Below are 23,036 nucleotides of genomic sequence, written 5' to 3' on the forward strand. Positions count from 1 at the left end.
ATTCGCTATCCTCAATTCAAACCCTAACAGTTTTTTAAGTCACTAGGGAGTGGGTTGGCTCATCTAATCGACTCGACGGCAAACTATAAGCCCGCGACTGCTCTAAGCAGTGTGTGATTCACCTACTATTTGGCGCATTTTAAATGTTTACGCAAGAAGCGAGCTTAGAGTCTGGCACCACAGTGATAAGCGTGAGCAATTTTGTACAGCAATGAATTGCGGGCATTCACCGAGCGCTTAAGATTATTATTAAGGCAGAGCTTCGAGCAAAACATGTAGACTAAATTATATAAATATTCAAGATGAAAAATTTATAGCGATTAACTTAAGACTCTCGACCAACCGGCTTTATCTGGCGTTAAAAAATATCCCGATAAGACAGCTTCAACCAAGGTTATACCTCTAGATATAAATGTGCGAACTATTGTATTTATGACACGAAATAGTTATTGTATTTTAGCCCGAGGAGTAATATGACAATGCTCGACGGTATAACGTAAACGTGGATAACCTGCGTTATCGTTAACGTCATAATAAAAGATCTTAAGCGTCTGTAGCCTACGTTATCGTTAACGTGATGCGCAAAGATCCTGATACGTCGCACCACGCTTTTTGGGCTTATCTTAATAAATTGATAATAAAATAAAAGGATTGCCATGCACTATTCAAATATACGACTCAAAAAACACTTTAAACGATCAGCCCTTGCTGCCTGCGTGATGGCAGTATCGACAGGTGCCTATGCGCAAGACGCCCTGGAAGAGGTTATTGTAATAGGCACTAAGGCTAGCCTAGAGCGAGCTCAAGACATCAAACGCAATGCGGATACCGTCAAGGACGTGATCACTGCAACGGATATCGGCTCTTTGCCAGACAAGTCTATTGTCGAAGCATTGCAGCGTATACCGGGCGTTGCTATTGAACGATTTAATGCTTCTAATGATCCCGATCACTTCGGTGTAGAAGGTGGCAAGGTTGTGGTGCGTGGTTTAAACCGCGTACGTGCTGAATTTAACGGCCGCGATGCACTAAGTGCTCGGGGCGATGGTGGCCTTAGCTTCTCTGACATCCCCCCCGAAATGGTCGGGCGCGTAGAGGTGAATAAGAACCAAACCGCTGACCTTATTGAAGGTGGCGTGAGCGGTACCATCAACTTGGTGACCCGTAAACCTTTCGATACTGACGGGCTTGTACTCGGCGGCACCATTAAAGCCAGTGAAGGCCATCTTGCAGAAGAAGCTGATATCTCGGCATCCGGCCTTATTAGTAACACCTGGGATTCTGAGGCAGGCCGTTTTGGTGCTCTTTTGAGTGTTACTCAATCAGAGCTGAATACGCGCAGTGATGGTATTGGCGTATACAACTATTACGATAATAACGGTGTCGGCGGTTTAGCGAGTGAATATCAAGGGCAAGATGTTGCTGTGCCAACATCGGCCTCATTCCGTATGCAGCAAAACAGCCGTGACCGCTTAGGTGTTGGAGCGTCTTTTCAGTGGGAAAGCACCAATGAAGATGTGTTAATTACCGCTGAGTTTATTCACTCCAACTCCGACCTGACCTGGCATGAAAATTTTGTTGAGCATCCTGAGCAGCCCTTCTCTGGTACGCCCAGAGCTGTATCCCTAGGCGATGACCAACAGTTTGACTGCCCAGCGACTAGCAGTGAGGCAAATCCTTGCTTATTTACCAGTGGCACACTGGTAGGCAGCACTCCCACTTGGGCTGACAACGTGCCAACTTTAACTCACACAGCCGCAACCCGTGTGCGCCATGATGAGGCTGAGGTAAGCGATTACAGCCTGAACGGTAAATTTCAGATAACCGATAACTTCTCCATCGAGGCCGATCTACAATACGTTGATGCACTGAACAATATTGTTGATACAACCGCTCATGGCAAAATCGCCGGTGATATGAGCATTAATATGGAGAGCGACACCGCTCAACTTGACTTTATTAACACCAGCCAAGGGGCAAATAGTGAAGCCTATTTTGCTGACTCTGCAAACTACCTTTTCCGTTCCAGCATGGATCACGTCTCTGAGAATAGTGCAGAGTCTCTAGCCCTTGCCGTTGATGCTGAATACACCTTTGACGACGATCTATTCAGAGGCGTTAAATTTGGTTTCAGACGCTCCGAGCGAGAACAAGATATCCGTGAATCGGACTATAACTGGGGGGAAGTTGGCGAGGTTTGGGGTAACGCGACCTATTTTGACGCAACACCTGACATTGTCGAGCAAGTAACTTTTAATGATTTCCATCAAGGTGACTCTTTAACCGAGTACAATACTTGGTGGTTCCCGGCTGTCGATTCATTAAGTCAAGGTAGCGATGAATGGTCTGAAGCTATGGCGGCAGCTGGTGTTGCGACCCCCACTTCGTGGAGTCCGCTCTCTGAACGCTCAGGTGTGGTTGACGGTACTACCTTCTTACCTTCAGAGTATTACCTTGTAGATGAAGAGCGCACAGCTATTTATGCAAGGCTCGATTTTGGCAGTGATGAATCTGCACTGCCCTTCAGCGGTAATGTGGGTTTACGTTATGTGAGTTATGACCGCGAATCAACCGGTGCCAATAATTTTCCGTCGCCGTTTTCGAACACTGACTTAGGCATTGGCCGTCATCCAAACTTGCCCGATCTTGACCCAGGATTGCCTGCTGACGTTGCAGCCTTTGCCAACCAAGAGTCAGGTATTGCTGAAGTACAGCAAATGGACACCGTGAACGAGCTATTGCCGAGCGCAAACTTAAAGCTAGAGCTTACCGATAACTTGCTCATGCGACTCGCTTATTCTCGAGCTATGTTTTTACCCACAATGGACAAAGTGCGCCGAAATTTTGTTATTGAGGGAAATGCAAGCACTGTAGATTTCACGGCAGAGGAACTGGCAGGCTACGGCTTTACTGATCCAGATAATTTGCCCGATGGTATCGGACCAAAATCTGTTTCTCTAGCGGGCTTTACCGCTAATAGCGCTGGTAACCCTCTTCTAGAACCTGAAATGTCGGATAACATTGATGTGTCGCTAGAGTGGTATTTCAGTGATCTCGGATCTTTAACCGCCACCTATTTCAATCAACAGATTGAAGGTTTCCATCGTCAGCGCTCTACCCCCATAGATGTTACAAATCCAAGTAACGGCATTACTCAACAAGTGGCGGTAACGCAGTTTGTAAATGCCGGTGATGCCACCATTGAAGGGCTTGAGTTAGCACTGCAAACTACCTTTGGCTGGATCGCAGAACCGCTTGATAACATTGGCATTCAAGCCAGTTACACCTATATTGATGCAACAGCTCGAGATGATCAGCAGCCCGAAGACTTAACCGGTAGAGAGGAATTTACTTTCCGTAATTTTGTCGGCCTCACCGACCTAGAGGGTCTTTCGGAATCTAACTATAACTTCACACTGTTCTTCGATAATGGTCCTATTGAAGCGCGTTTGGCGTATACATACAGAAGCGAATTCTTGATGCATACACGTGATGAAATTGCCTTCTCTCCGGTGTATGGTGAAGCAACGGACCATCTTGATGCCTCTATTAGTTGGGATATCAATGACAACTTCACTCTTGGCTTAGAGGCTAACAACCTTCTGGACGAGGTGACACAAACGTCCATTCAATACAATGAAGAAGGGGTTCTAACGCCTCGTTCTTACTTTGTGAGTGATCAGCGCATCGGCCTTTTCTTAAAAGCTAAGTTCTAAGCTGTTTGATTAACAACCACGCAACAAGCCTAAGTCATGCTTAGGTTTGTTGCGTTGGTCACTTCATCTTTAATAAATTAAAATCTTCCTGGCAGCAATGAGGTAGCCATGGATCGACAATTAAAATCAATCTGCATACTCGGCGGCGGAACAGCCGGCTGGATGACAGCGGCCGCATTATCCCATCACTACAAGAATTCCAATATTTCCATTTCACTGATTGAGTCCGAGCAAATAGGCACCATCGGTGTTGGCGAAGCGACCATCCCACATATTCGACATTTTAATGCCATGCTGGGCATTCCCGAAAACGAGTTCATAAAACAAACCCAAGCGACTTATAAATTAGGTATAGAATTTCAAAATTGGGGTTCGTTAAACCATCGCTACATGCATCCGTTTGGTGTTTATGGGCAAGACATTGGCCCTGTGGAATTCCACAAAGCATGGGCTTTTTCGAGATTAAACGGCGGCACAAGTTCTTTATTTGATTTCTCATCCTCAATCGCCATGGCAAAAGAAAGACGCTTTGCCTTTCCAAACATACAATCAAACACGTTGGATTCACGCTACTCCTACGCTTTTCATTTTGATGCCAGCCTCTATGCCCAACTGCTTAGAAAGTTTTCAGAAGATAACGGGGTTAAACGTGTCGAAGGCAAGGTTAATCACATCCATAAAAATGAAAAAAGTGGTGAGATTTCTAGTCTAACATTAGCAAACGAGGCATCCGTTAGCGCAGATTTCTTTATTGACTGCAGTGGATTTAAATCACTATTGATAGGAGAAAGCCTCGGTGAAAAATTTGACAGCTGGAGTCAATGGTTACTGACTGATAGCGCAATTGCGATGCCAAGCAGCAATGAAAAAACCAACCCAAGACCCTACACCATCTCTAGAGCCAATGATGCCGGCTGGTACTGGTCTATCCCATTAAAAAGCAGAGTGGGAAATGGCAATGTCTATTCAGCAAGCTTTACTAGCGACGAAAAAGCGCACGATTCACTGACTCAATATATAGAAGGCGACATTCTAGGTGACGGACGTGTAATTCGGTTTACCCCGGGCCGAAGGAAAAAAAGCTGGGTGAAAAATTGCGTGGCTATTGGTTTATCATCCGGGTTCTTGGAGCCTTTAGAATCAACCAGTTTATATTTAATTCAAGTGGCAATCATGAAACTACTCGAACTCATGCCAGTTGATCAACACTACGAACATTTAAAACATGAATTTAACCATGCCATCTCATTTGAATATGAAAAAATTCGTGACTTTATTATACTGCACTACAAGTTAACACAAAGAGAAGATACCGAGTTTTGGCAATACTGCAAAAATATGACCATACCTGGGTCACTGCAGAACAGAATTGATTTATTTAAGGAAAATGCCTATATCAATGATGATAGACGAGGCCTTTTTTTAACCGCAAGTTGGCTATCAGTTATGGTTGGGCAAGGGCTTATGCCGAAGTATTCTGGCATAGAGGCCGAATCTTTACAGGCGGATAAGCTCAATGGTTATTTAGAAGAAATGAAAGCCTATATTGCAAAAGAGGCCAGCACCAAGCCCTACCACATCGACACATTAAATCAAACGGTTAAAAACACTAACCTGAGGGATACTCCACCCTCTAGCATGAGTTTTTATTCTACTTCTTCTTAATGGTATAGATTTAAATCCCAATGACTCCAGATATCAATATGACAAAAAATATCGCCATCATAGGAAGCGGAATACCGTTATTTTTAACCGCATTGTATATTGAGAGAACCACACGGGGATTAGCCTATAACATTAATATCTATGAAACGACAGGTGCAAGCTCAAACAATCATTATTCGGCACAGAAATTCTCCCTGTCACCCGATATTAGAAACTTCCACAAATATTTAGAATTCTCGGAAAATGATTTCTTCTCTAAGGTAAAGCCAGGCTTTTCTTTAGGGCAAACATATTGCGGCTGGACAAAAAAACCTTACCATTTAAGCTTTGCAAATAAATCGTTTCAGCTACTAGGGCAAGAGATTCATACGGTATTTCAGCACTTAACCAACAACGAGCAAGACTTAACTTTCGACCAGCTGTGTATCGGCGGGCATTTAAGTCAACTCTCGCGCTTTACGCCACCATCGGCTCATAAAAATTCACTTTTTCACTTCATTAATTATGGATACAGTGTCAGCGAAGATCGTTACCTTGACTATTTAAAGGAAAAACTACTGCACATCAATACAACCTCCTCCCATTTAACGTATCAAACATCAACTGACGACTTTGACACACTATTCAAAGACCGAGATTTGGTTATAGACGTACGAACGGAATGTGTCGATGTACAGAAAGATCAAAATGACGGTCAACTATACCGTCACAATCTTTGTGTTGATATTGATTTAAACATGGCATCAAGTAAAATAATTCGATCCGATGGCAGTTTGATTAAACTGGTAAGCACTGACACTGAAACAGGTATTGTTTTGTATAACACAAAAGCAACGCTATCGAAAAACGACCTCCACTTGCTTGCCGCAGAAGCTCCAGAATTAGAATTAGAGGGTGCAATTTTCAACAAAATCCTTAATTCCGAACAAACCCAAAAAATCACCTCGAACGAAACCTCATTAGATGTATGGAACGACAACATCATCAATTTAAAACGTTTAAACGGTTCATCTACAGGACTGTATTATGATCGATTCTGGCTATTAAGGCTGGCTCTAATTGAGCTCAAAAAGCATTGGCCTAACAATGCCCGAACCCCATCGATAGCAGCTCACTATAATGCTATTATGTCTGAATATGCCGAAGAGCTTGACTTCATTGATCACTTACATTTTCATAACAATAGCTCTGAAAACACTCAACTAAAGACACTCATTGCTACCCACTCAAGGGGAGAAGCCTTGATCGAGCTCTACCAAGAAGAAGGTCGACTCCCACAAGTTGCATTGCGTAGCATGGATGGCGACAAAATTTTTAGCTTGCTTCAGGCTCTAGCGATCAATAATAAAAAAACATCGCATTACAAATTTAACATCGATAAAAATGCTTTAATAAAAGAGCTTTTTACAATATCAGAATCATTCAAAACAGCGGCCCTAAAAGCACCCACAATCAAGACCTACAAACAACAATTAAAATCGAAGTCGACGGAACAATCATTATGAGCGCATCAAAACAAGAATCAACCGGCCAACCGATAAAAAAGATTGTCATTCTTGGCGGAGGCACTGCCGGCTGGATGACCGCTGCGGCCTTAAGCAAGGTATTTGGGGCAGGATTTTGTGAGATCGAATTGGTAGAGTCCGATTCAATTGGTACCGTTGGCGTCGGCGAGGCCACCATCCCTCAAATCAATTTGTTTAATGCCGTCTTAGGCCTAGATGAAAATAAGTTTATTAAAGACACTAAAGCGACCTTCAAGCTTGGTATCGAGTTTGCAGATTGGGGGAAAATCGGCGACTCTTATATTCATCCTTTTGCTGAGTATGGCACGCAAATAGACAACCTACCTTTCTATCACTACTGGAAGAGATTACAGCTTTTAGGCAAAGGCTCCGACTTGGGTGATTACTCTTTAAATGTGCAAGCTGCTTATAACAATTTATTTATGCGGCCCACAACATTAAAAAACTCACCTTTATCTAAAATTGCTTACGCTTTTCATTTTGATGCAGGGCTTTATGCAAAAACGCTACGTGAGTACGCCGAACAAAGAAATGTAAAACGCACGGAAGGATTGGTTAAGGATGTCAAACAAGACCCAGACAACGGCTTTATCACAGAGCTACATCTCAAGGATGGTGGCGTTGTGTCAGGTGATTTCTTTATTGACTGCAGCGGGTTTAAGGGATTGCTTATCGAGAAAGTACTTAAAACCGGATTCGACGATTGGTCTTCCGATCTACCCTGCAATAGCGCCGTAACTGTTGCCAGCGAAAGGTTAAACCCTTTGCCTTCTTACACTCAATCTACGGCTCACGAGGCGGGCTGGCGCTGGAGAATACCTTTACAGCATCGTACCGGAAATGGTTACGTTTACTGTGATAAATTTATTGATGACGACAAAGCCGCTGACACCTTGCTACAAAACATTAACGGAAAGCCGTTAAATGAGCCCCGACTACTGAAATTCACCACAGGAAAACGAAAGAAATTTTGGGTGAAAAATTGTCTGGCTATTGGCCTATCATCTGGGTTTTTAGAACCCTTGGAATCGACAAGTATTCACTTTGTACAATCGGCCATTTCCAAGCTCTTAGGTTTATTCCCCACAAAAGACTTCGATCCGATTGTTATCAATAAATTCAACCAACAATTAGAAGAAGATTTCTTAGGCGTAAAAGATTTTCTAGTGCTCCACTACAACGCCACTGAACGCAACGATTCCGAGTTTTGGCGCTATTGTCAAAACATGCCTATTTCAGACAACCTAAAAGAAAAAATAGCACTCTACAAAAGTGGTTGCAGAGTTTATCGTGAAAATAACGAATTATTCGGCGACACAAGCTGGGTGGGTGTAATGGAAGGGCAAGGTATAAGCGCTTATGGTTACAACCCAATCGTTGATGCCTTATCAGAACAAGAGCTTGAAAACAAAGTCAACGGCATAAAAAGAGTGATCGACAAATGTCTAACCGCCATGGGCTCTCACGCAGACTATGTAGAAGAAATCTGTAAATCCGTTAAAGACTAATCGTTGGTGTTTGCATTAAATTCAACACTGCGGTGGCGATAACACTTGCATATCTCCCCATGCCAAGGGCAACCATAATACAGGCACAACCGCTAAAGCGACTGTGCCTGTACACTTGAGATACGCTAAAAGATTTTACTCGTTTGAGTCGAGCTGGATATCGTAGAAGTTGACACTGGCGTAGTGACCATCTTTTTTGTCTTGCTCCCAGTCACCACTACCGGCACAACCGGCGTACCACATGCCTTTGGCCTCTTTAACGCTGCATTGATTGTAAGCGCCAGCCTTAAAAAAGAACCAGTCGCCGGTGTAACCGTTGGGGTGGTCTTTTTCATCGACCTTGCCATTGGCATCGACGTTATTGGACAAATCAATTTTATACTCAACCGTATCGCGGCCTTCGGCGCTAAAGGTCAGGTGCATGATATTTTCTTGCACATCGACTTTATAGCTAAAGTCTTCACCGAGTGCGATACCTTCCTCCATTGGGTTGGCGTCGTTCTCCCAAGTGTTGCCCCATACCGGATAGGCAATATCGGTGCGGTTTGGATCTTCTTTGGCAAGATTTCGCTCGTAGGTCCAAAAAACGGAACCTGTGTCGTGTTTAGGCCACTTTTTATAGTAAATTTTGAGCGGCTCATTGCCACCACCGTAGCCTTCACCTTGTTCCATTAGCGCGCTGTCTTTACCGGCATGAATTTGCCCTACCACCACCGAGTAAGCTGGCGGCTTTTGCGGCAGTTTTGCTTCTACTGCTACATGGTTGACTTTCAAGTGTGCCGATAACGTTCCACCAATCGAGCCAAACTCGCTTGCCTTAGGGTTACTGGCTAGCGCAAAGTTATTGCCGGGCGCCTTGCTTTTTGACAACGAGGGGTTTACCACTTGATGCAACTCACTGCGAGTGTTAGACGAGTTAGGCGTTGTGGTGGCGCGATTTGGCGCCGCGAACGTCACCAGGCCGTCTTGGGCGTAAAAGAACTCAGGGTGCACAAAACCCTGCAACTGGGCGGGGCTAAAGCCATCGACCTTGCCATCGCCGTCTTCATCCAGAGGTAGGGTGATTTTCCAGTGGGATAGGTCGATCACTGACGAAGGCGCCTCTCTAGCGGCCTCTGGGCTGGTAACACTGGAACTCGCAGCTACTGAGCTGGGTGAGGCCATCACCGCTGCGGTGTCGGTCGCAGCCTCGGGCGCACTTGTATAGGGCTCGTTGTCGGGCTGACAACCAGCAGCTGCCGCGATCGCAACGACAAGCAATGATTTTTTGGCTAGACAGGTCATAAACACACCATTTCGATTATTAATATGTCACTGCGCGTTTTCAGCAGCAAATGTAGCCCCGGTAATATAAAGCTCTGAGCCCTTCCCTTCAACAGAGTAACGCTAAGCGATCCCAAAACCCTATACACGCCATCAGGCTAGCCCCGACATTAGCCGATACGAGATGGCAAAGCCACCTTCAATACAAACCATAGATGCTGCGCCCGTAAACAGAGCAATAAACGCCGATGAGCTCGCAAAGCGTGGGATAGTCAGTAATGTGAGGCTAAGGGAAACCAGGGGGATTGGCACGAGGGGAAATTCAATTCGGGAAAGCCACCCCAGCCCTCGCGGCAATGCGCGCGAGCTAGGGCTTAGTGCTTAGTGCTTAGTGCTTAGTGCTTAACGAATATAACGATTGATAATGTTTTCGTACAACTCTTGCTGACCGCTGATTTGCGCAGGCTCGCCATTGCTGTTACCAAGCGCTGCCAACGCTTCGAGGCTCAGATCACCAGCTTCGAATTTGGCGCCTTCACCGGCATCGAAGCTAGCGTAACGGGCTTTGCGCATGGTCTCTAAGTTAGATTTTTGCAATAAATCATCGGCAATAATCAACGCGCGGGCAAACACATCCATACCGCCAATATGGCCGTGAAAAGTATCGGTCAAATCGGTCGAGTTACGACGGCGCTTGGCATCGAAGTTAACACCGCCACCGGCCCAGCCACCGGCACGTAATACCACCAGCATCATTTCTACGGTTTCAGTAATGTTGTAGGGGAACTGGTCGGTATCCCACTGGTTTTGGTAGTCGCCGCGGTTAGCATCAATGGAGCCCAGCATGCCGGCGTTAGCCGCCACTTGCATTTCGTGGTCCATGGTGTGACTGGCCAACGTGGCGTGGTTGGTTTCGATGTTTAATTTAAAGTCTTTGTCTAAACCGTGGTGACGCAAAAAACCAATAACGGTTTCGCTGTCGAAATCGTATTGATGCTTGGAGGGCTCCATCGGTTTGGGTTCAATTAAAAAGTTGCCGGTAAAACCATTGGCTCGGCCGTAATCGCGGGCCATGGTTAAAAAACGGGCCATGTGTTCTTGCTCGCGACCGATGTCGGAGTTAAGCAGACTCATATAACCTTCACGCCCCCCCCAGAACACATAGTTTTCACCGCCGAGCGCAATGGTGGCATCGATGGCATCTTTTAATTGCGCACCGGCAAAAGCGACAACATTAAAATCAGGATTGGTGGAGGCGCCGTTCATAAAGCGCGGGTTGCTAAACAAGTTGGCCGTACCCCACAGCAACTTCATGCCCGAGGCTGCTTGTTTTTCTTTGGCCCACTCGGTCCACTGTTGTAAACGCTGCTGAGTTTGCGCGCGGCTGTCGCCCTCTTCAATCACATCCACATCGTGAAAGCAGTAAAACGGGGTGCCAATTTTGGTGAAAAATTCAAACGCGGCATCTAGCTTCATGCGTGCGCGAGCATCGGCATCTTTGCCCTCGCTCCAAGGAAACTGCAGCGGCCCCGGACCAAACGGATCGTGACCCGCGCCACAAAAGGTATGCCAGTAACAGGTAGCAAAACGCAAATGCTCTTTTAAGGTTTTACCGGCCACCACACGATTTTCGTCGTACCACTTAAACGCTAGTGGGTTATCCGACTCGGGGCCTTCGTAGGTAATTTTACCTACACCTTTAAAATATTCTTTGTCGCCGATGAGTACACTCATATCAAATCACCTTGGTAAAATCCGCAGCCAACTCGCGCAGCCGCTCGGTCTGTGTATAGTCAAAATCATTACATTAGGTTTAAGCGCTACGCACTAAACGCGCAGCACCTCATTTGCTTTTTTTGCCATTACGCCACGGGTAGTTGTTCCTGCCAGTGCTGGTATGCTGCTTGGTATTGCTCGGCCTGTGCGGCATCGGGCTCGATTACATCAATACACTTAAGGCCTGCAAACGCCTCATTGGCACTGGCGTAGTAAGCGCTACCCAAGGCCGCGCCGCGCGCCGCACCGGCCGCGCCATCGGTATCGTAAATCTCTATCGCCGCTTGGGTGGTGCTGGCAAATGTGTGAGCAAACACATCGCTTAAAAACATATTGCCCTTGGCAACTTTAATCACCTCGCAGCTGCCACCAATGCTCTTCAACACATCGAAGCCTTGGTTTAGGGCAAACACAATGCCCTCTTGCGCCGCGCGCACCATATGGCCTAAGCCGTGACGGTTAAAATCGATATGGCGAATATGGGCGCCCAAATTCTGATTTTGAAAAATACGCTCGGCGCCATTGCCAAAGGGATGAAACACCAAACCTTCACTGCCAATAGGCACCTTAGCGGCCAGCTCATTAAGTAGTGGGTAGCTAACCTCGCCGCCGGTAGCGAGCATTTTCCGTAACCAGCTGTACAACCGGCCGGTGCCATTGACACACACCAGCACGCCGTTACGCCGCTGCGCTTCGCTATCGGTGACATGGACAAACGTATTCACCCGCGATTGCCGATCGGCAACGTTGTGCTCCGTCACCCCATAAATAACACCGGAGGTGCCGGCGGTAGCCGCCACTTCACCAGGCTCGCGCACATTCAAGCTAAACGCATTATTGGGTTGGTCGCCAGCGCGGTAACTGATTTTTACCCCAGATTTAAGCCCCAGCTGCGCTGCCACCGCATCGCTAACCACTCCTTGCTCGCCAATATTGGGGACCCGTGCGGGCAGTAACGCGGCGGGTATTTGCCAGTGATCCAGTAAGGTTTGTGCGGGCGCTCGCTCGCGGTAATCCCAAAAGGTGCCTTCCGATAAACCGGACGCGGTAGTCGTCACCTGACCCGATAAACGCATGGCGATATAATCGCCGGGCAGCATCACCTTATCTATTCGGGTAAACAATTTGGGCTGATTTTCTTGTACCCAGCGCAATTTGGCCGCCGTAAAATTGCCCGGTGAATTGAGCAAGTGGCCAAAACAATAATCGTCACCAAGTTCCGTTAATGCGGCATCGCCGTATGGCACGGCTCGGCTGTCACACCAAATAATTGAGGGGCGCAATACCTGTTGCTGATCATCCACCAGCACCAGACCGTGCATTTGGTAGGAAATACCAATCGCCTCAATGTGTTTTAAATCAATGTCGGTAGTGGCGGCTATTTTTGCCAAACCCTGTTCCACACAGTGCCACCAGGTGTCGGGGTCCTGCTCGGCAAAGCCCGCTTGGGGGCTGCTGATCTCAAGTTCGGTGTCGGGATATGCAACAGCGGCGAGGGTTCGCCCCGACTCGCCATCAAGTACCGCAAGTTTGGTGGATGAACTGCCTATATCGAGTCCGAGAAACATAGTGGCCTACCCGTTATTATCGTGCTGTACATCTAGCGGTGATCAGGTGGTAAATCTACCGCGCGAATGCCCTCACCTGCCCTATAGCCGCCAGACAAATAAGCCCAACGCTCGGCTGTTGGAGGCACTGATACCTGCCAACGACACACCGCAGATGACAACACTACTATTGCCTAACGAAGCCCCTGCGGGGCCCGCCAAGTACTGAATAAAAAGAGGCTTCGACAGGAGAGTCACAAGCCCAAAGTCTAGCGTACACAGAGGTTGCTAGCGAACGACAATTCAGAACAAGCTGGCGATACACACCAACCTTATAAAATCTCTACATACTCATCTGATATTTCAATATAGCAATATTAATATTTTATAGATAGAAAAGTCAAGCATAGGAATGTTTATTCAAATCCACCTCGCCTATCATCATATGCTGCGCACGAGCCACGAACGAACTTACAGCACTGGCAACAAACTTGAGACGGGTGATAGTTGCAAAGAGGTAAAAATCGGCATGGCTTGCCTGGCACTAAAACTGAACTCGGGAGAACAAGAGCGAATTGCGCTGTTAGCGACCGGAGCTGACATAAAAAAGGGCCTCACAAACGTGAAGCCCAAAGCCCATGTTACGAAAAAGGAAGTCTTATTTTACAACGATATAGTCTAAGTTCACCCACCCCGTATCTTCTGCATCCACCTGGAAGCGAAGTACGTTGCGACCGGCATTTAATATGAGCGCCTGCTGAACCGCAGCCCAACTGCTCCACTGCTCCGTTCCCTGGAACGTCGCTTGAGCTTGGTCGACCTCATTAACATAAAGGCTGAGGGTGCGATCACCAGAGGGACCATCGGGACCCATCGCGTACTGAATATCCAAAAGGTACTCACCGGCCGTGGGAACATTAAGTACGATCTCAACTGAATCGCCAACATTAACCATATCACCGACAAAACCAAAGCCACTAAAACCTTCGTGATTATTATTGGCTACAGCCTGATTTAAGGTACCATCTTCTACTTCGATTTTTGGCGCTAACTGAATGTAATCGATATTAATATGGCCAGCGTCGTCTTCATCATATTGAAGCTTTAAGGTATTAGCCCCAGCTATTAAGGGAATTGCTGCATCCGCTTGTTGATTGCTCCAGATATTCCACTCACCCGTACTTACAAAGTAGGTATGCGCTTGCTCTGTATCACCAACATAGATACTCATTGAGCGATCCCCTTCTGGGCCATACAGTCCCATCGCATAACGCGTATCAAGGATGTACTGTCCAGTGGATGCCACATTAACCGTAAACTGAACGGCGTCGCCAATATTTAAAATATCACCGACAAAGCCGGAACCCGAGTAACCCTCATGTCCAGTGTCAACTTTTGCCCCGCCCAACAACAGAGCGTCTTCTGCTTCTTGATGAAAACTCTGATTGACAAGTAACAGATAATCTATGTTGAGAGCGCCATCACCCGCGTCTTTTTTCAGTGTTAACGTGGCGCCTTTAGGCAGATCGATATAGATTGAATCCGAATCTTCATAGGAGCCAGAAAGGGAGCCCGTGGCTTCGAACGTAATCTCACCTTTGCGCTCATCATTGACATAAACACTGTAGGTTCCCGATTCAGTTGCGGCATACTTTAACTGTAATGCCGTAGCGTGAGGTACGTCGGAAAACTCAATTCCAGAACCATCGGCATGAATGTTTTCGATGGCTTGCCCCCCAGAGGCCTCTTCATCATTAAAAATAGACGCTCCGCCTAACAGTGTAGCTGACTCAGCCTCCAAAACATTGCCTGAGGCCGACGCTGTCAAACCCGGCACTTCAGGTGGTTCGGGGATACCGTCCAACAAATATAGATAATCTGATTCAAGCCCTGCATTGGCGATAATATTTAACGCCTCTTCTGGCCAATCTGCACTGGGATAAACATACATATCAGTAATTGATGAATCAGGAGCACCGGTTCGGTTGGAGCCAGATGTGGTGTAAATATTACTGTAGTGATTGGAGTGCTTGTCGCGCCAAGCATTTAGCTCGAAGTTATCTTGCCCTGGTACAATTTCAAATACCAAATCAGTGCCGGTGTACCACGCGGTGCCTTCATCTGGGTGATAAACGCCCTGGAAGTGTGTCGTAGGGGCTTTAACATAGTTACCACTCGCCTCTGAGTTAGGCTGATTACCCAACGTGTAAAAGGCGCCACCGTCCTCCAATACAGTCATAACATTGTAAACACGATTGTTGTTAAACTTGTTATTTTGCGCAACTGTAGTTGGGTTATCAGGAGTCGTTTCTGGTGCGAAATTATTCCAACCCCACCCTAAGCTAACACCCGAATATTTGGTATTTTGAATTTGATTGTGCTCGATATGCAAACCATCGGTAAAAAAGGCAGTAATTGCGGCGTGCCCCCAGTAGATTCTAGTGGTATCGTATAGTAAATTATTGCGCACCAATATATTCTGAACAACACCTTCGTTATCACTGGAATACTTTTCGTGTTCACCACCGTCACCAATGTAAACATGCTGAGGGTGGGCGATATTAATACCCGATCCACCCACGTCGATAATGGCATTACCTATTATCTGGCTGTCAATTACATCATTGGTAAAGTTAATACCCTCGTTACCAATATGCTTAATAGTGCCATTTTCGATACTGATAGAACCCGCGTGATTAACGTTAATAGCGCCGCGCATAACATCGTAAGCGGTATATTTATCATTGTGCCAGTTACCATCACTGTATGCCGTTTTCCAGGTGGCGGCCTGCACTGTCGATTTTCCGGACGACCCAGCCACTTCAGGTAAAACCGCTTCAGTATAAGCAAAAGTGATTCCACTAAAGATTATATTTTCAGCTCGGCTTTCTTTCGACTCCCCCTTTATATTAAGCAGCTCACTCGCCAGCGGTGCCCACACCTCGGCGCTGGCCATATCAATATTTTCGCTATAGTAGTAAAGCGTATTATCAGACTGATCAAAATAAAATTCATTGGGTTCATCTAAAAATTCATAGGCATTCAGTAATACATGCCTACCATTTGTATTAAAAGCCCCCCAGTTTTGATTCATAGCGATTGATGCGTAAGGCTGTGATAATTTCATTACGCGATTAGAATCTTCAACCAGCGTTTCACGCACTGTGACAAAATTAGTGTTCCACTTGGTTTGATTCATAATTTCAAGATCAGCAGGACGGCTAATCTCTGGAACATCAGACACGCTATACGTCACACCATCTGGGTGAGAACCACTAATACGCGCCCAGTCAGCTTGCCCCTCAGTAATGGTATAAGTACCCCAACTCCCCGTGCTGGTTGCACTTTGGCTCGCCATATACGCCCGCTCACCATTGACGATCAATGTACGCAACTTAGAAGAGTGCTCTAATGTGGCTTTATAAATATTTCCATCGTGCTGACTCCACCCAGTGACTTGGGTGGCTCCATTGAGTATGGGCTTTTCACCTTCGTAGGCTTGATAAATTACTCGGTAACCATTGCGCCCAGAATCAACTGACTGCAGTTCGAGTGGCTGTGTTAGCGGATAGTGACCACCGCGCAGATAAACATAGATATCTTCTTCCATGTCGGCGTTAACCGCACGTACCGCATCGCGGGCGGCTTGTAAGGTTTGTAACGGTTGCTCTAATGTACCGGCATTTGTATCGTCACCCGTGGGAGACACATAGAACTCATTCATCACCACGGGGGTTGCTGGATCAGGATCAGGGACTGAACTTTGACTAGAGTCAGAATCCGAGCCACACGCAGTCATTAAGGCTGCCGCAAAAAAGCTTGCAGCCAACCCTGTAAACCTGACATGAAACAAATGGCAATCAAAAATTTTTATCATATGGCACTCCGAATCATTATATTTATAGTTTTTCTCACTCTTACCGCAAGTGAGATTTTATATACCGAAACTGATATTTCAATACGCAACCGATAATATCTTATAAAATCTATGAGTCAAGGGAACCCCGCGCCATAAATGAGGAGGAATGCGCCTTTTTTTGAAGCGTTGCTTAGCTCAAAAAACTCACGTTGACATCCATAAACAAGGCCATTTATTCAGCCTAATGGGATTATGGGATTATGGGATTATGGGATTATGGGATTATGGGATTATGGGATTATGGGATTATGGGATTATGGGAAATTTTATTTGGTGTTGGCCAAATGGCGGAAGCCATTCGGCGACAAGGAAGGGGAAATAAGGTAGTGTTTTAAACGTGTGCGTTTAAAACATTCTTAAATGCCGGTGCATAGCCTCTTTAAAGTGCACCGTCAGAGCATTTACCGCGGCATCTTCATCGCGCCGGGCACAGGCTTCTAATATTTCGATATGTTCGCCTAAGGTTTGCTTAACCAGGGGTGGGGTAAAAAAGTGCTCCAGCTGAATTAACTTGATGTAGTATTTCAGCTTAGTGGCTGTCACTTCGACAAATTCGTTGCGCAAGCTGGCAATTAGGGCGCCGTGAAAACGCTGCTCGTTTTGCTCGATCAGGGCTAACACCTCTTCGGTGACGCCTTTTTCGTCCACCAGCTTAATAAGCTCTTTGTGCTCGTCAATCAAAGTCTGGATCAGCTTATCGTCACCAAACTGGGCAAAGTTGCGCGCCGCAGCGGTTTCGATAATGGTTCTGAATTGGTAGGTATCGCGTAGGAATTCTAAATCGGGCTTGCGAAACTGAATACCCGAGCGCGGGTGAATGGTCAGCATATTTTCGCCTTCCAGCACCTTTAATGCATCGCGCAGTGGCTGCATGGGGATGTTCATGAGCTTGGACAGCTCGCTCTGGGACATAAAAGCGCCGGGCGTGAGCTTTTTCTCAAATACCCACTGTAGGATTTTATTGTAAGCAGCCTGACTTAATGAGCTGGTTTTCTCATCGGCCACCTCGGTAACTGCCCCATTTTTACCTACAACGGTCTCTTTACGCTTTCTTGCCACTTTTTGTGCCGCTCCCATGATTCTTGCCTCGATCGTTCACTGCCATACACACTTATAACATTGCGACAGCAGTAAGGTTAAAGTTTATCATATCGCGAGCGGCAACTGATATTTTAAGGCACCTGTGAAAATACAGCATCGACTTGCACTTGCAAAGATACCCAGGTTAAGCCTGCCTGCATTATGCGCATGGCTTCGCTTAACACTCATCACCAGTGCCCTTTAGCGGACACTGGTGGTTAAGAGGCTTACTGGTAATCGACAAATGTTTGGCTTTGCTGCCCTAAGCCTTCGATTCCCAACTCTACTTTATCGCCATGCTTTAAATACACTGGCGGCTTTTGACCCAGTCCCACGCCAGGTGGTGTACCAGTTGAGATAACATCGCCGGGCTGCAAGCTCATAAACTGACTTAAGTAGCTAACAATGGCGGCTGGTTTAAACACCATGGTGTTGGTATTGCCGTTTTGGTAGCGATGGCCGTTTACCTCTAGCCACATTGACAAGTTGGTAGGGTCACCCACTTCATCTTTGGTAACCAGCCATGGGCCTATCGGGCCGAAGGTGTCGCAGCCTTTGCCTTTATCCCACTGTACGCCGCGCTCCAACTGAAACTCGCGCTCGGACACGTCGTTACACACACAGTAACCGGCAATATAGTCATCGGCGTCAGCCTCAGAAATATAGCGAGCCTCACGGCCAATCACGATCGCCAGCTCCACTTCCCAGTCGGTTTTGCTGCTGTTTTTAGGGATAGTAATATCGTCGTTAGGCCCGGTGATAGAACTGGTGGCCTTGGTGAACATCTCGGGCTCCGATGGAACTTGGGCACCCGACTCTGCTGCGTGATCAGCGTAGTTTAGGCCGATGCATAGGAACTTACCCACATCGCCCACACAGGGGCCCAAACGCTCCGATGCGCTAACCTCAGGTAAGGTAGACAGATCGAGCGCGGCAATTTTACTCAGAGACTCGGGTGAAATATCGGCGCCACTGATGTCGCCGACCACACCGGCCAAACTGCGAATGGTACCTTGGGCATCAACAATGCCTGGCTTTTCTTGGCCTTTGGGGCCGTAGCGTAATAATTTCATAAAAACTGCCTTTCTATCTAAGTGTATGTGTTCTAAGTGTGTCGGTTAAAATTTTGCTCTAGCCGTTTAGCTATTGAGGGTGATAAAACCACCATCAATCGGAAAATTAGACCCGGTAATAAATGCGGCTTCTTCCGAGCACAAATACGCCACTAAGCCGGCGACTTCCTCCGGCTGGGCCATGCGCCCAATGGGTTGCGACTTGGAAAGCTTTTCAAACATTTCTTCGCCGTTGTCTGGGTAATTTTTGGCGATAAAATTGTCCACAAATGGGGTGTGCACACGACCGGGAGAAATACAGTTACACCGAATACCATCGTTAAGATAATCTTTTGCCACCGACAAGGTCATGCTGAGCACCGCGCCTTTGGACATTGAATAGGCAAAGCGGTCGGCCAAGCCCACCGAAGAGGCGATAGAAGCCATATTGATAATAATGCCCGAGCCCTGCGCCTTCATCGATGCAATTACGCCCAAGGTGGTGTTGTAGAGGCCTTTAACATTAACCGCGTACAATCGGTCTAAATCTTCTTCACGGGTGTTTTCGATATTGCCCACATGGGCAATGCCGGCGTTGTTAATCAGGATATCAATTGGGTATTTTTGCGTTATCTCACCCAGCACCTGCGCCACTTGCTGCGAGTTGGCCACATCACAGGCGTAGACTTCGCACTCAGCGCCTAACGCTTGCACTTGCTCGGCGGTGGCGGCGGCGGACTCTTGCGTTAAATCGAGAATAATGACCCGCGCACCGTCTTGCGCCATTCGCAGACAAATACTTTGACCGATACCGCTACCGCCACCGGTCACTAAAACTGTTTTACCTGTTAATTTTTTACTCATATCAGTTTACCTTAAACTCTGGACATCTATATTCACTGCGCGTTAAAGGCTGTAAAACTGTTGCGCGCTACGGCCCCACACCCACGCTTGATCATCGACACTTAAGCTCGATAAATAAGAGCGGCAATCTCTTACCCAAGAGTCATAATGCCCCGCCAAACGAATAACCGGCCAGTCGCTACCCCACATAACCCGTTTGGGGCCAAAGCATTGCAAGACATGGTCAATGGCGGGCACCACTGAGGAAAACCTCGGCTGCGAACCGGCCTCATTCAGTAGCCCCGAGAGCTTGCAATAAACATTGCTGCACTTGGCCACCGCAGCCAAGTCACGCTGCCACTGAGTTAAATCGGTTTGCGTTAAATCGGGTTTAGCCGCGTGATCAATCACGATTTTTAACTCGGGGTAACGCTCGGCCAAAATTTTTACATTGGGTAAGTGGACCGGTGTAATTAACGCATCGAAGCAAAGCCCAAGCTCTGTTAACACTTTATAGTGGCAATCTAATTCAGGCAGAAGCATCCAATCCACATTATCAATGGCCTGCAGCATGGGACGAATGCCTTTAAACTTGGGCCGCTTCGACAAGTCGAGTAAACGTTGTTTGGCAGATACCTGCTCAAGCGCAACCCAACCGACCACGCCGGCCACAAATGGAGTTGCATCGGCAATGGACAACATAAAATCGGTTTCGGAATCGGTTTCGGCGGCTTGCACCAAAACGGTCTGATCAATGCCATTGCGCGACAGAGTATCGCGTAGTTGTTCGGGCATAAAGTCAGCATAGATTGCGCCCAAATTGGGCGTTAACCAAGTGTAATCGCCGCGCGATCGCCGCCAAAAATGCTGGTGGCTATCGATACAAAACAACGACTCATACTCGCTTTTCATCCTTCCCCTACTCCGCCACTTTAGCGCTGGGCAATGGCGCCGCCTTGTCGATCAGGCCCTGGGTTTGCAATGCCTGCCAAAACTCGCTGGGAATGGTTTGCTTAAATAACTCTATGGTTTGTTCAATACGGCGCACACTACCCAGCCCCGGTATCACCGATACTACGCTTGGGTGGGCCAGTGGAAATTGCAAAGCCGCTGCCGCCAAGGTGACGTTAAACTCCTGACACGTCGCTTCAATGCGTGCCACTTTCTCAATAATGTTCGGTGTGGCCGACATATAGTTATACATAGGCTTGCTGACATTATTGACGCCGGTGGCCAAAATACCGGAGTTGTACGGGCCGCCCACTACAACGGAGGTATTGCTTTGTTCGCACTTAGGCAAAAGCGTGGCGAGCGAGGCTTGTTCGAGCAGGGTGTAGCGCCCGGCCAATAAAAAGCAATCCCAGTTACCATGCTCCAGCGCCGCTTCACACACTTCGCTTTCGTTAACCCCAAGGCCAATGGCTTTCACCAGCCCTTGCGAGCGCAACTCATCCAGCGCTTTATAGCCGCCCGTCATGGCCGTTTTAAACAGCTCATCGTTGGCATCGCCGTGGGTCATGCGGCCGATATCGTGTATATAAAGAATATCGATACGATCAAGCCCCAAGCGCATAATGCTGTCTTCATAGGAGCGCATTACACCGTCGTAGCTATAGTCGTATGAAAAATCAAACGGCATGGGCGAGACAAACCCGTGGCGCTCGGCGCGGTAACCGGCCGGTTTTAACAGTCGGCCAACTTTGCTCGACAACACGTAATCGCGCCCTTGCAGATGGCGTAAAGCGTCCCCGGTGCGCCTCTCGCTTAACCCTTGGCCATAGTGAGGCGCGGTATCGAAATGGCGAAACCCCAGCTGCCAGGCAGCGGCCAGCGTGTCGGCCGCCTCGGTATCGGAGACTGGCTGATACAAGTTGCCTAAAGGCGCACAGCCAAAGCCCAGCTCATCCACTTGTAAACCGGTATTGGCGATTTCGCGTTTGGGGATGACGGTGTTATTCATAACCTAAAAAGTCTCGTTAGTGAGCGTCATTTGACACTAAAAATCGGGGCAATTGATCAACTCGCTCGCAGCCCAGCTGATTCATAATTTGTTCCATCTGTTTGTGCAAACAGTTAATCGTGTGCACGCCACCCTTTTTACCCAGCGCGCCTAAACCGTAAACAAATGGCCGCCCAAGAAACGTAAATTCAGCGCCGCAAGCCAGCGCCGAGGCGATATTGGTGCCGGAACGCAGGCCACTGTCCATCAGGATTTTAATTTGATCGCCGTATTTTTTAGCGACACGCTGCAAAGGCTCCACCGGGGATTCGCCGGCATCCAGTTGACGCCCACCGTGGTTGGACATAATCACACCATCGGCACCGATTTGAATGGCGGCCTCGACATCGCGCTCGTTAATTAACCCTTTTATCACCAGCGGGCCTTGCCAGGCATCACGGATGGGTTTGAGACCGTCGATATCCACTCGCCCCATAACGGTTTTATTCATAAACTCCGCCAGTTGATCCACCGGCATGCCTTTGGGCATATAGGGTTTGAGGGTTTGCATTTCGGGCTTGCCGGCTAAGGCGGTTTCGATAAACCAGCTGGGGCACGACAACATTTGCATAATATTGCGCAGGGTCATTTTGGGTGGCATGGACAAACCGTTTTTAATATCGCGCGGGCGATAGCCAAAAGTTTGAACATCAACGGTAACCACCAACACTTTATAACCCGCGCTGCTAACACGTTGCAGTAAGTCTTTGCGAATAGCATCATCGGTGGGGTTGTAAAACTGGTACCAGGCATTGCCCTCAGAAATTTCAGCAATACGCTCCAGCCCACTGGACGAAACAGTACTGAGAATATACGGAATATTTTTCGCAAGTGCGGCTGCAGCGAGAATTTCCGGTGCTTTGGGCCACATAAGCCCCTGCAAACCAATCGGGGCAATACCAAACGGTGAGGCATAGGTATGACCAAAAAGCTCAACACTTAAATCGCAGCCGGCATAGGGCTTAAGCAATTCACTGCGTAACTGCACCGACTCAATGCCGTCGCGGTTGCGCTGCAAGCCCAACTCATCCATGCAGCCGCCTTCTAAATAATCAAAAGCAAACTTAGGAATACGTTTTTTAGCTTTCGCTCTAAGGTCGTTAACCGTGGGGTAACGATTGTCGATAAAATTATTCACACGT

15 protein-coding genes are annotated in these 23,036 nt (G+C 47.3%); 5 read left to right on the top strand and 10 right to left on the bottom strand.

Annotated features, from left to right (window positions below; all coding sequences use genetic code 11):
* Positions 1–719: 719 nt before the first annotated feature.
* The 4 genes from Q4563_RS05635 to Q4563_RS05650 all read left to right on the top strand — a co-directional run bounded on the left by Q4563_RS05635 (position 720) and on the right by Q4563_RS05650 (position 8,415).
* Positions 720–3,716: a TonB-dependent receptor gene (locus Q4563_RS05635; RefSeq protein ID WP_303603909.1), complete on the top strand. Its 2,997-nt coding sequence runs from the start codon at positions 720–722 to the stop codon at positions 3,714–3,716.
* 108 nt (positions 3,717–3,824) lie between these two features.
* Positions 3,825–5,381 carry a tryptophan halogenase family protein gene (locus Q4563_RS05640; RefSeq protein WP_303603910.1) on the top strand — a complete coding sequence of 519 codons (1,557 nt, stop codon included), beginning with the start codon at positions 3,825–3,827 and terminating at the stop codon, positions 5,379–5,381.
* 38 nt (positions 5,382–5,419) lie between these two features.
* Complete coding sequence (locus Q4563_RS05645) at positions 5,420–6,886, top strand: tryptophan 7-halogenase (protein ID WP_303603911.1); 1,467 nt, start codon at positions 5,420–5,422, stop codon at positions 6,884–6,886.
* Positions 6,883–8,415, top strand: coding sequence for a tryptophan halogenase family protein (locus tag Q4563_RS05650; RefSeq protein WP_303603912.1), 1,533 nt, complete (start codon positions 6,883–6,885; stop codon positions 8,413–8,415). Before Q4563_RS05645 ends, Q4563_RS05650 begins: the two co-directional genes overlap by 4 nt.
* A gap of 135 nt (positions 8,416–8,550) precedes the next feature.
* Here Q4563_RS05650 and Q4563_RS05655 read toward each other — a convergent pair whose 3' ends face one another.
* The 4 genes from Q4563_RS05655 to Q4563_RS05670 form a co-directional block, all read right to left on the bottom strand.
* Positions 8,551–9,699, bottom strand: coding sequence for a polysaccharide lyase family 7 protein (locus Q4563_RS05655; protein WP_303603913.1), 1,149 nt, complete (start codon positions 9,697–9,699; stop codon positions 8,551–8,553).
* Positions 9,700–10,080: 381 nt separating this feature from the next.
* A complete protein-coding gene (xylA, locus tag Q4563_RS05660) occupies positions 10,081–11,412 on the bottom strand; it encodes a xylose isomerase (RefSeq protein ID WP_303603914.1) in 1,332 nt (443 codons plus the stop codon).
* A gap of 128 nt (positions 11,413–11,540) precedes the next feature.
* On the bottom strand, positions 11,541–13,022 hold the full coding sequence (locus Q4563_RS05665) for a xylulokinase (RefSeq protein WP_303603915.1): 1,482 nt from the start codon (positions 13,020–13,022) through the stop codon (positions 11,541–11,543).
* Between the two features lie 637 nt (positions 13,023–13,659).
* On the bottom strand, positions 13,660–16,878 hold the full coding sequence (locus Q4563_RS05670) for a CBM35 domain-containing protein (protein ID WP_303603916.1): 3,219 nt from the start codon (positions 16,876–16,878) through the stop codon (positions 13,660–13,662).
* A gap of 242 nt (positions 16,879–17,120) precedes the next feature.
* Between Q4563_RS05670 and Q4563_RS05675 the strand changes: the two genes are divergently transcribed.
* Positions 17,121–17,255 carry a hypothetical protein gene (locus Q4563_RS05675; protein WP_303603917.1) on the top strand — a complete coding sequence of 45 codons (135 nt, stop codon included), beginning with the start codon at positions 17,121–17,123 and terminating at the stop codon, positions 17,253–17,255.
* Positions 17,256–17,265: 10 nt separating this feature from the next.
* Here the strand turns inward: Q4563_RS05675 and Q4563_RS05680 are convergent, their stop codons facing one another.
* The 6 genes from Q4563_RS05680 to Q4563_RS05705 form a co-directional block, all read right to left on the bottom strand.
* Positions 17,266–17,997, bottom strand: coding sequence for a GntR family transcriptional regulator (locus Q4563_RS05680; RefSeq protein ID WP_215977827.1), 732 nt, complete (start codon positions 17,995–17,997; stop codon positions 17,266–17,268).
* A gap of 230 nt (positions 17,998–18,227) precedes the next feature.
* Positions 18,228–19,073 carry a fumarylacetoacetate hydrolase family protein gene (locus Q4563_RS05685; RefSeq protein WP_215977828.1) on the bottom strand — a complete coding sequence of 282 codons (846 nt, stop codon included), beginning with the start codon at positions 19,071–19,073 and terminating at the stop codon, positions 18,228–18,230.
* Positions 19,074–19,139: 66 nt separating this feature from the next.
* Positions 19,140–19,916, bottom strand: a complete 777-nt coding sequence (locus Q4563_RS05690) for an SDR family NAD(P)-dependent oxidoreductase (protein WP_303603918.1) — start codon at positions 19,914–19,916, stop codon at positions 19,140–19,142.
* Positions 19,917–19,958: 42 nt separating this feature from the next.
* Positions 19,959–20,807: an amidohydrolase family protein gene (locus Q4563_RS05695; protein WP_303603919.1), complete on the bottom strand. Its 849-nt coding sequence runs from the start codon at positions 20,805–20,807 to the stop codon at positions 19,959–19,961.
* A gap of 7 nt (positions 20,808–20,814) precedes the next feature.
* Positions 20,815–21,855, bottom strand: a complete 1,041-nt coding sequence (locus Q4563_RS05700; RefSeq protein WP_303603920.1) for an aldo/keto reductase — start codon at positions 21,853–21,855, stop codon at positions 20,815–20,817.
* Between the two features lie 16 nt (positions 21,856–21,871).
* Positions 21,872–23,032: an alpha-hydroxy acid oxidase gene (locus Q4563_RS05705; protein ID WP_303603921.1), complete on the bottom strand. Its 1,161-nt coding sequence runs from the start codon at positions 23,030–23,032 to the stop codon at positions 21,872–21,874.
* Positions 23,033–23,036 lie beyond the last annotated feature (4 nt).

The organism is Gilvimarinus sp. 1_MG-2023 (assembly GCF_030548285.1).